The 9993-nt window shown below is 62.9% G+C and carries 11 protein-coding genes; 10 read left to right on the plus strand and 1 reads right to left on the minus strand.

The genetic code is table 11. The annotated features are described in order from the left end of the window. From EOA79_RS25030 to EOA79_RS25055, 6 genes are all read left to right on the plus strand, one after another. Window positions 1-188: hypothetical protein (locus EOA79_RS25030; RefSeq protein WP_164893939.1), on the plus strand; the 188-nt coding region annotated here is incomplete at its 5' end. Window positions 189-234: 46 nt separating this feature from the next. Beyond that, window positions 235-1842, plus strand: a complete 1608-nt coding sequence (murJ, locus tag EOA79_RS25035) for a murein biosynthesis integral membrane protein MurJ (RefSeq protein ID WP_095824306.1) — start codon at window positions 235-237, stop codon at window positions 1840-1842. 171 nt (window positions 1843-2013) lie between these two features. Continuing rightward, window positions 2014-3081, plus strand: coding sequence for a tryptophan--tRNA ligase (trpS, locus tag EOA79_RS25040; protein WP_127335356.1), 1068 nt, complete (start codon window positions 2014-2016; stop codon window positions 3079-3081). A gap of 102 nt (window positions 3082-3183) precedes the next feature. Further along, complete coding sequence (locus EOA79_RS25045; RefSeq protein ID WP_067003529.1) at window positions 3184-3675, plus strand: universal stress protein; 492 nt, start codon at window positions 3184-3186, stop codon at window positions 3673-3675. Between the two features lie 216 nt (window positions 3676-3891). Further along, on the plus strand, window positions 3892-6141 hold the full coding sequence (locus tag EOA79_RS25050) for a glycogen debranching N-terminal domain-containing protein (RefSeq protein WP_127335357.1): 2250 nt from the start codon (window positions 3892-3894) through the stop codon (window positions 6139-6141). A gap of 144 nt (window positions 6142-6285) precedes the next feature. Further along, window positions 6286-6855, plus strand: coding sequence for a NifU family protein (locus EOA79_RS25055; protein WP_067003527.1), 570 nt, complete (start codon window positions 6286-6288; stop codon window positions 6853-6855). A gap of 173 nt (window positions 6856-7028) precedes the next feature. Here EOA79_RS25055 and EOA79_RS25060 read toward each other — a convergent pair whose 3' ends face one another. Then, a complete protein-coding gene (locus EOA79_RS25060) occupies window positions 7029-7646 on the minus strand; it encodes a L,D-transpeptidase (RefSeq protein WP_067003525.1) in 618 nt (205 codons plus the stop codon). A gap of 223 nt (window positions 7647-7869) precedes the next feature. Here EOA79_RS25060 and cueR point away from each other — a divergent pair, with 223 nt between their 5' ends. The 4 genes from cueR to EOA79_RS25080 form a co-directional block, all read left to right on the plus strand. Continuing rightward, window positions 7870-8259 (plus strand): Cu(I)-responsive transcriptional regulator, encoded by a 390-nt coding sequence (cueR, locus tag EOA79_RS25065; RefSeq protein WP_067003523.1) that lies wholly within the window; start codon window positions 7870-7872, stop codon window positions 8257-8259. Window positions 8260-8305: 46 nt separating this feature from the next. Further along, complete coding sequence (locus EOA79_RS25070; protein WP_245479209.1) at window positions 8306-8638, plus strand: DUF1330 domain-containing protein; 333 nt, start codon at window positions 8306-8308, stop codon at window positions 8636-8638. A gap of 188 nt (window positions 8639-8826) precedes the next feature. Further along, complete coding sequence (locus tag EOA79_RS33740) at window positions 8827-9222, plus strand: hypothetical protein (protein WP_245432947.1); 396 nt, start codon at window positions 8827-8829, stop codon at window positions 9220-9222. A gap of 421 nt (window positions 9223-9643) precedes the next feature. Continuing rightward, a partial coding sequence (locus EOA79_RS25080) for an MmcB family DNA repair protein (RefSeq protein WP_164893940.1) occupies window positions 9644-9993 on the plus strand: 350 nt, incomplete at its 3' end.

Raw genomic sequence — 9993 nt, forward strand, 5'->3', positions numbered from 1 at the left:
ATATCGCCTCGGCCCACATTACCACTTTCGGCGAAAAGGTCATCGACACCTTCTATGTCACCGACCTTACCGGCCAGAAGATCGACAGCCCGACGCGCACGGCCACGATCCACAAGCGGCTGATCGACACACTCGAAGGCAACGCGCCCGAACGCAACGGCAAGGCCAAGGCGGCGGCCGCCGAGTGATCATCACCATCCATTTGACGCAATTCCGCAGGCAGTCATCCTCCGCATGAGCCTTGTCAAAAAATTCGCCACCGTCGCCTCCGGCACGCTGATGAGCCGCGCGCTGGGTTTCGGCCGCGAGATGCTGATGGCGGCGGCCCTCGGCACCGGACCGGTCGCCGACGCCTTCAACGCCGCCTTCCAGTTTCCCAACACCTTCCGCCGGCTGTTCGCCGAAGGCGCCTTCAACGCCGCCTTCGTGCCGCTGTTCGCCAAGGAGATCGAAACGCACGGCACCGACGGCGCAAAGCGCTTCTCGGAGGAAGTGTTCGGCGTGCTGTTCTCGGCGCTTCTGGCGCTCACCATCGCCATGGAACTGGCGATGCCGCTGATCGTCCGCTATCTGGTGGCGCCGGGCTTTGCCGACATTCCGGGCAAGTTCGAGACGACCGTCCGGCTGGCGACGATCATGTTTCCCTATCTGATCTGCATGTCGCTCGGCGCCATGATGGCCGGCATGCTGAACTCGCTGCGCCGCTATTTCGCCGCGGCCATCGCCCCCGCTTTCCTCAACATCATCCTGATCAGCGTGCTCGCCTATGCCTGGTATCATGGGCTCGACGCGCATGATGTCGGCTTCGGCCTATCCTGGGGCGTGCTGGCGGCGGGCATCGTGCAGCTCGCCATCGTCTGGGTAGCGGTGCGCCATGCCGGCATCTCGATCGGCTTCCGCCGACCCAAGATGACGCCGAACGTCAAGCGGCTCCTGATCCTGGCGCTGCCGGCCGCTATTACCGGCGGCATCACCCAAATCAACCAGCTGATCGGCACGGCGATTGCCTCCGGGCAGAACAGCGCCGTGTCATCGCTCGCCTATGCCGATCGCATCTACCAGCTGCCGCTCGGCGTCGTCGGCGTTGCGGTGGCGATCGTGCTGCTGCCGGAGCTGTCGCGTGCTTTGAAATCGGGCAATCTAATCGAGGCGGCCAATCTGCAGAACCGCTCGGTCGAGTTCACGCTGTTCATGACCTTGCCGGCGGCCGCGGCGCTTTGGGTGATGTCGGAGCCGATCGTGCGGCTGGTCTATGAGCGCGGCGCCTTCGCCGCCAACCATTCGACGCCGATCGTCGCCTCGATCCTGGCGATCTTCGGCCTCGGCCTGCCGGCCTTCGTGCTGATCAAGGCCTTCACGCCCGGCTATTTCGCGCGCGAGGACACGCGCACGCCGATGATCTTCGCCGCCATCTCCGTCGGCGTGAACGTCGCCACCGCGCTGAGCTTGTTTCCTTCGATGGGCGCGCCGGGCATCGCCGTCGCCTCGGCCGTCGCCGGCTGGGTCAACGCGGCTTTGCTGCTCGGCATGTTGATAAAGCGCGGCCACTGGGGTCGTGACATACCGCTCTTGAAGCGCATTCCCCGGCTGGTGCTGTCGGCTGTTGTGATGGCGGTCGCGCTCTATTTCGCCGAGCACTATTTCGCCGCGCGGCTCGGGCCCGGCTCGCCGCTGGTGGTGAAGGCGACGACCCTGTTCGCGCTCGTCGGCGGAGGGGCTGCGCTCTACTTCATCACCGCCTTCGGCACCGGCGGCGCCGATTTCGGCATGATCCGTCGGAACGTGAAGCGCGGCACGGGGAAATCTGCGCCGCGGAAATCGAACACCGGCTTGGACGAATAACTCGAGCTGGCTTTCAGCAACAGCGGTCTTGATCCCGCATTCGCCTTCGTCCATAAGCCCGCCGTCGCAAGACTTTCGCCGCGCGCGGTTTCCAGCCGCATGATTGGCTCCAAAAAGTCTGCAACTTTTTGGAACATGCGTATACGGCCCTCCACAAGCCATGAGGAAATCATGTCCGCCTTCAAGCCCCTCGTCTTCTCGGGCGTCCAGCCGACCGGCAATTTGCATCTGGGCAACTATCTCGGTGCCATCAAGAAATTCGTCGCCCTCCAGGAACAATCCGACTGCATCTATTGCGTCGTCGACCTGCATTCGCTGACGGCGCAGCTCGTGCACCAGGACCTTGGCGACCAGACGCGCTCGATCACCGCAGCCTTCCTGGCATCGGGCATCGACCCCAAGAAGCACATCGTCTTCAATCAGTCGCGGGTCATCCAGCACGCCGAGTTGGCCTGGATCTTCAACTGCGTGGCGCGCATCGGCTGGATGTACCGGATGACGCAGTTCAAGGACAAAGCCGGCAAGGACCGCGAGAACGCCTCGCTCGGCCTGCTCGCCTATCCGAGCCTGATGGCCGCCGACATCCTGCTCTACCGCGCCACCCATGTGCCGGTGGGCGAGGACCAGAAGCAGCATCTGGAATTGACCCGCGACATCGCGCAAAAATTCAACAACGACTTCTCGGAGAAGATCGCGGCGCTTGGCGTCGGCGTCGAGATGCAGTTCGGCGAAGAGACGGTCAATGGCTACTTCCCGATCACCGAACCGGTGATCGGCGGTCCTGCGGCGCGCATCATGAGCCTGCGCGACGGCTCGAAGAAGATGTCGAAGTCGGACCCGTCGGACCTGTCGCGCATCAACCTCACCGACGATGCCGACACAATCTCGAAGAAGATCCGCAAGGCCAAGACCGATCCGGAGGCCTTGCCGAGTGAAGTCGGCGGGCTGGAAAGCCGGCCGGAAGCCGAAAACCTGGTCGGCATCTATGCCGGCCTCGCCGAAATTTCCAAAGCCGACGTGCTGAAGGAATATGGCGGCCAGCAGTTTTCCGTGTTCAAGCCGGCGCTGGCCGACCTTGCAGTCGAAAAGCTCGCGCCGATCGCCTCGGAGATGCGCCGCATCGAGGGCGACCGCGCCTATGTCGACGCCGTGCTCAAGGACGGCGGCGAGCGCGCCCGCGCGATCGCCGAAGGCACGATGAAGACGGTGCGCGACATCATCGGCCTGTTGCAGGACTGATCGGTCCTCGCTGGTTGACTGGGATCGCCATACCGGCCGGCGGCTTGCCGCCGGTCCCTGGCGGTGGCAGATTGCGGCCGAATTGATACCTAGCGGACAGACATGGTTTCCAAACGCCTCAGCCGTGAAGCCGGACATCGCCGCAAATTCCTGGCGATCATCGACGATACGCCGGAATGCGAGCGCGCGGTCGCCTACGCATCGACGCGCGCACAGAGCACCAGCGGCGTGCTGGTCCTGCTCTATGTGATCGAGCCGGACGATTTCCAGCATTGGCTGGGGGTTGAGAAGATCATGCGCGAGGAAGCCAACGCGACCGCGCGCGCGGCGCTCGACACCTATGCCAGCAAGGTGCGCCAGAAGGTCGGCATCGAGCCGGAACTGGTGGTGCGCGAAGGCAAGCCGACCGAGGAAATCCACAAGCTCATCGAGGAAGACCAGGATATCGCCATCCTGGTGCTGGCGGCCGGCGCCGGCAAGGAAGGTCCGGGGCCACTGGTGAGTGCGGTGGCCGGCCGGGGCGCCGCCTTCCCCATCCCGGTTACCGTGGTGCCGCAGAACCTCTCCGACGAGGAAATCGAGAGCCTGGCCTGAATTGGGAAGGCCCCTCCTGCCCGATTGGAACGTCGCCGATCCGCAGATACACATCGATGTTATCAACCAGCCCATAGCCCTTGGCCCGTGTCGGCGGCGCGCCATTTGGAATGGTCACGGAAACGCCATTCCAAAGGAGCGCCGGTGGACGAATCAACCCGGAAAGCAGGGCGTAGCGGCACGTCAAAGCCGCGAAACGCTGGGACTGGATCACCGGTGCAGCCGCGCTCGCAGGCAGCGCGATCACAGCAAAAAGCCCGGCAGACGCCTGATGCGCAGCAGGAGCGCAGGCACCGCGTGCTCGCCAAGGGGCACCCGGCCATGGTGGACAGCATCGCCGGCGCGATTACGGTCAAGAATCTCGATCTCTACTATATCCTCGCTCCCGACGCCCAGATACCGGTGAAAGGCGAGCACGGCTTCGGGCTCTATTTCCACGACTGCCGTTTCCTCGGCGGCTATGAGATGACGCTGGGCGGTTTGCCGCCGATCGTGTTGGCCTCGACCGCGCAAAGAGGTTACGCCGCGCTTTTCGAACTGGCCAATCCCGACCTGCATTGCGATGGGGGGCGACTGATCCCCAAGGACGAGCTCGGCATCCGCTGGGAGCGCATTCTCGATGCGGAGCAAACATGTGTGCGAGAGGTTCTGACCATCCAGAATTTCGGCAACGAGCCGCATGGCTTTCCGCTGGCCCTGCACTTCGGCGCCGGCTTCGAGGACATTTTCAATGTGCGCGGACTGGTGCCGAAGAACCTCGGCAGGTGCGAGCGGCCTGCCTGGCGCGACGGCAGCCTCCACTTTGTCTATCACGGCGCCGACCACGTTCGCAGAACGGCAACAATCGGTTTCTTGCCGGCACCCGATGCCATGCACAGAACCGCGGCCGAGTTCCAGTTCGATGTTTCGCCAGGAGAAAGGCGCACCATCGCCATCACCATAGAATTGAGGGAACTGTCGGAAGAGCCGGAGGCCGAGCAAATGAGCCAGCACCCGGCGTTTGCTCTCGAGGGCTTTGCCGGGACGGTTCAGGCGGATACTGAAAAATGGCTGGAGCAACACACGAAGTTCGACAGCGACAGCCTGCTGCTCAACAGCATCATGGACCGTTCGCTGCGCGATCTCGCGGTGCTCAGGTCGGATCTTGGCAACAGGGAGTATTTCGCAGCCGGCGTGCCGTGGTACGTCGCGCTGTTTGGACGCGACAGCCTGATCGTCGCGCTCGAGATGCTCGCCTTCCAGCCGGAGATCGCCGCCCAGACGCTGCGCCTTCTAGCCGGCTATCAGGGACGTCGAACGGATCGATGGCGAGAGGAGCAGCCCGGCAAGATACTGCATGAGCTGCGCGTCGGCGAGCTCGCTCGCGCGGGCAATGTCCCACATGCCAGATTCTACTGCACGGTCGACGCGACCCCGCTCTTCCTGCTGCTTCTCGGCCGCTATGCCGCGTGGACAGGCGACGTGGGGCTCTTCCGCGAACTGCGGGAGCCGGTGGAAAAGGCCTTGGGCTGGATCGCCAAGGCCGGAGACGGGCATGGCGAAGGCTATGTCAAATACCGGACCATCTCGGAAAGCGGTCTCGTCAACCAGGGGTGGAAGGATTCGGCCGACGCGATCGTCAGGACCGACGGCAGCATCGCCAGGCCGCCGATCGCGCTGGTCGAGGTGCAGGGCTATGTGTTTGCGGCCAAGCATGCCATCGCCGATCTCTACGAACGCATTGGCGAGCGCAACAGCGCCAGGCAGGTTCGCGGCGAGGCCGAAAAGCTTCGGACACGGTTCAACCGCGACTTCTGGTGCGAGGACCTGGACACTTTCGCGCTGGCGCTCGAGGCGCGCGGCCGCCCGGTCGCGGTCGTTTCCTCCAACCCGGGCCATGCGCTGTGGAGCGGTATCGCGGATCGGGGCAAGGGCCGCCGAACCGTGCGGCGGCTGATGCAGGACGACATGTTCAACGGCTGGGGCGTGCGCACGCTCTCGAGCGCGGAGCGGCGCTACAATCCCGTCGGATATCATCTCGGCACCGTCTGGCCGCATGACAATGCGCTGCTGGCGGCCGGCTGCCGGCGGTATGGCGAGGACGGCGCGGCGCTGAGGACCTTCACCGCCATTGTCGAAGCGGCGATGCACTTCCGCCATCACCGGCTGCCGGAGGCGATGGCGGGCTTTCAGCGCAACGATTTCCAGGTGCCGGTGCACTATCCCGTGGCCTGCCACCCGCAGGCATGGGCAGCGGGCGCGGTGCCGTTCCTGGTGACCACCTGCCTCGGCCTGGAGCCCGACGCCTTCGCAAACAGGCTGCGGATCGTGCGGCCGCGACTGCCCGATTTCGTCAGCCGCATCGAGCTTCGCGGGCTGCGGGTCGGCGAGGCAAGCGCCGACCTCGAATTCATGCGCACGGCGGACGGCGCCGAGGTGAACATCCAGAAGACGAGTGGACAACTCAGCGTGGAAGTCGGAGGATAGGCTTGCCGTGGCGAAGCGCTCCGCCGGGGCAAAAACATTCCGCCAGCCAGCCGTTCGGGCGACGCGTTTCGCTTGAATGTCCAGCCGATAGAGCCTATTTAGAACTATTCCAAACTATCGGCCCGGAAGGGCCTGGAGATATCCATGTTCATCCAGACCGAATCGACGCCGAACCCGGCGACGCTGAAATTCCTGCCCGGCAAGGAAGTGCTGCGCGACGGCACCGCCGACTTCCGCGACGCCGAAGGCGCCGCGCAGGCTTCGCCGCTGGCCGGCCGGCTGTTCGAGATCCCCGGCGTCACCGGCGTCTTCTTCGGCTACGACTTCATCACCGTGACCAAGGACGGTCCCGACTGGCAGCACCTGAAGCCGGCGATCCTCGGCGCCATCATGGAGCATTTCATGTCCGGCGCGCCGGTCATGGCTTCGGCGGCCCCGGCCAACGATGCCGGCCAGGCCGGCGAGTTCTACGACAAGGCGGATGAGGAGCTGGTGCTGACCATCAAGGAGCTGCTCGACACCCGGGTGCGCCCGGCGGTCGCGCAGGATGGTGGCGACATCACCTTCCGCGGCTTCGAGAACGGCACCGTGTTCCTGCACATGAAGGGTGCCTGTGCCGGTTGCCCGTCATCGACGGCGACGCTGAAGCACGGCATTCAGAACCTGCTTCGGCATTTTGTTCCGGAAGTGCAGCAGGTCGAGCAGGTCGCCTGATAATTCTGCTCCGCCGGCCGCCTGTTGCGGTTTCTGAGCTTCTCGGCGGAGTGAATTTTCTCCAACCGCAAAAACAAAAAACCGGGCCCCAACAGCCCGGTTTTCTGTCTTTGGACGTCTTGTTGTTGCCTAGACGGTCCGCGCACGCAAGCTTTTGTCCGCGGCCATCGTGATCACATCACGATGACCTTGGCGCCGACCGAAGTGCGGTCGTAGAGATCGATAATGTCCTGGTTCATCAGGCGGATGCAGCCCGACGACATCGCCTTGCCGATGGAGAACCACTCCGGGCTGCCATGCAGGCGGTAGCCCATGTCGCCGCCCTTGTTGAACAGATACATGGCGCGCGCGCCGAGCGGGTTCTTCAGGCCCGGCTCCATGCCGCCCGCGAATTTGGCGAGTTCGGGCTGGCGCTTGATCATCGGCGCCGGCGGCGTCCAGGTCGGCCATTCGCGCTTCAGCGCGATATGGGCGGTGCCGTGCCACTCGAAGCCCTCGCGGCCGACCCCGATGCCGTAGCGCATGGCCATGCCGTCACCCTCGACGAAGTAGAGGAACTTGTTCTGGGTGTCGACGATGATGGTGCCGGGCTTCTCGGGAGTGTCGTAGCGCACTTCCTGCCGGCGGAAGCGGGCCGGAACCTTCTCGATCGGGATGCGCGGCAGCTGATAGCCGGCATCGGTCATCGCGCCATAGTTGTTGGTGAAGATTTGCCCGCCAATGGTGCTGCACCCGCTGATCGCGGTCGACAGCGCCAGGGCGGCGACGATTGCAAACGACTTCAAGCGCATGAATAGGTCCGACGCCCCGCCTTTTATCAGCGGCACGAGTCGGCCGCTTTCTCACCATCATTCATGCTGGCATTTCTTTTGCTTGCCAAGCGTGCACTGCCTATATGCATGACCTTCCCTGCTGGTAAGTGCCGAACTGCGGCATTTCGGCAACAGGGGTCCCAGGATTGTGAAGTAAAATCAACGGGGCAGCCGGAAAGGCTGCCGGAGACAGGAGAGCGCCATGAATGTCGGTGATGCCGCCGAGCGTTCCGGCCTGCCGGCCAAGACCATCCGCTACTATGAGGAGATCGGCCTGATCCTGCCGGCGCGGGCCGAAAACGGCTACCGCGACTACTCGCGCGACGACGTGCACCGGCTGGCCTTCTTGCGCCGCGCCCGCAACCTCGGCTTTTCAATCGATGATTGCAGGCAGCTGATGGCGCTTTATCAGGACCGCGACCGCGCCAGCCATGACGTGCGCGAAATCGCCAGCGCCCATGTCAGGGCGATCGAGGAAAAGGTGCGCGAACTGCAGTCGATGCGCGCGACGCTACAGAAGCTGATCCACGCCTGCCACGGCGACGACCGGCCGGACTGCCCGATTTTGGATGACATGGCGGGGGCGGCGTGAAGTCGCCGACCGGAGCTAGACAAGTATCCGATCTCTATCTTAGCTCTTGAGCCAGAAACAAATCCTCGGCAGGAGTGCTCCACCCGTAAAGGGATACTGGCTCATCGTCGGCACCGAGATTTCGGATCAGGAAGCGCAAGCCGAATACGCCAGGCTTTGGAAGCCCATCGGCGAGAAGTATCAGGCACGCAGCAATCCTTCGAAAGTGCCGCCCCTGCTGGTGGAGGCGCGCGATGCCGGTCGGGTGATCGTCGTCCAATTCCCGTCATTGGAAGCTGCCAAGGCCTGCTATGACGACCCGGAAGCGAAGCGGTTTGCGCTGCAGGCGTCGAACCGCGTGCTGCTCATCTTCGAAGGGGATCTGGGGGAGGCTGGATGAGGCGCTCTACAATGAAGCGTCAATCATCGGCATTACTTGGGCGATCACCGATTGGCCTGTAACGCTGATTGCGTTCGGCTTAGGATTTTTTTGGGGTTCATACTGCGGATGCAGCAGGGTAGCAACACTCTCAAGTGTTGCGGTGGTCTGTGAAATATATAACCGCCCGCGCCTTTCGCCCTCGTTAGGTGGGCGACGGAGTTGCCCGGGTCCGTGTTATCTGGGCCGAAATAGCGCCATTTGATTTCGCCTGTGACGCCATATTTGGTCTTTATCCTGCGCACTTCGTCTGCAATGCCATGCCATTGGGCCTCATGCATGATAAGACCGGCTGTGACAAAATAGGGCCTATTGCCCACGCGGCAGGGTTTGGGCGGGCTACCACTCTCGTCAATAAAGCAAAGGTGCATTCTGCAATGTCAGGCAAACCCGCTGAAAAGAGTCAAGTTGAGAAGTTCCGCGAACTGGCGCGGGAGATTGAAACCGTCGATTCCGAAGAGCCGTTGAACGCGGCGATTAAGAAAGTGGCAAAGTCCCCGCCGCCGCCTAAGCACGACGAGAAAGCGGGAAAGAAGCCTCGCTAGCCCCTTGGTCGTCATCATAAGACTTCCACCAAGTGCCGCGCAGGATGCTGGCGATATCCCGATCCTGTGTGGGGTGACGCATCCGGTGAGGATCGAGCAACGGTTCGGTTTCTATGAGCCGCCGTCGTGAGCGTTCGATATACTCTCTCGATCTGGCGATTAGAATGCTGTCCTGATTGGAATAAAGCGCGCGATGGGGATTGTTGGGAGACATAGCGTGGCTCCGGTCTTATGCAGACGGGAGCGCTAGATCGCTGTCTCTCAGCCGCCGATGTCCGTTGGGTCGTTACCGGCGATAGTGGTCAACATACCGGAACCCAATTCGGTTCCCGAATTAATTGTGCGTCTGGGTCTGTCAAATATACAATCGCCCTTTAATATCGTGTTCAAACCGTGAACAAAATCTGGCATGGTGCCTGCCATGCCTATCGTTTCCGCGATTCCCCTCAACCCGCTGATCGACGGCCGCCAGTCGGAGCGCGCCATGCTGGTGCGGCGCGGCGTGCAGCGTCTGCTGACCCAAATGGGCGCGCATGTGCTGCCAGAGCTATCCCTGGCCACCGGCCGGCGGGCCGATCTTGTCGCGCTGACCCGGCAGGGCGACATCTGGATCATCGAGATCAAATCCTCGATCGAGGATTTTCGCGTCGATCGCAAATGGCCGGACTACCGGCTGCATGCCGACCGCTTCTTCTTCGCCACCCATCCCGGCGTGCCCGCGGAAATCTTTCCGGAGGAATGCGGCTTCCTCCTCTCCGACCGCTATGGCGC

This window comes from Mesorhizobium sp. M1A.F.Ca.IN.020.03.2.1 (assembly GCF_004023205.1).
Taxonomy (GTDB): domain Bacteria; phylum Pseudomonadota; class Alphaproteobacteria; order Rhizobiales; family Rhizobiaceae; genus Mesorhizobium.

Coding starts and splice junctions, on each gene's coding strand:
- murJ (WP_095824306.1), top strand. CDS start 235: ATGAGCCTTGTCAAAAAATTCGCCACCGTCGCCTCCGGCACGCTGATG.
- trpS (WP_127335356.1), top strand. CDS start 2,014: ATGTCCGCCTTCAAGCCCCTCGTCTTCTCGGGCGTCCAGCCGACCGGC.
- EOA79_RS25045 (WP_067003529.1), top strand. CDS start 3,184: ATGGTTTCCAAACGCCTCAGCCGTGAAGCCGGACATCGCCGCAAATTC.
- EOA79_RS25055 (WP_067003527.1), top strand. CDS start 6,286: ATGTTCATCCAGACCGAATCGACGCCGAACCCGGCGACGCTGAAATTC.
- EOA79_RS25060 (WP_067003525.1), bottom strand. CDS start 7,646: ATGCGCTTGAAGTCGTTTGCAATCGTCGCCGCCCTGGCGCTGTCGACC.
- cueR (WP_067003523.1), top strand. CDS start 7,870: ATGAATGTCGGTGATGCCGCCGAGCGTTCCGGCCTGCCGGCCAAGACC.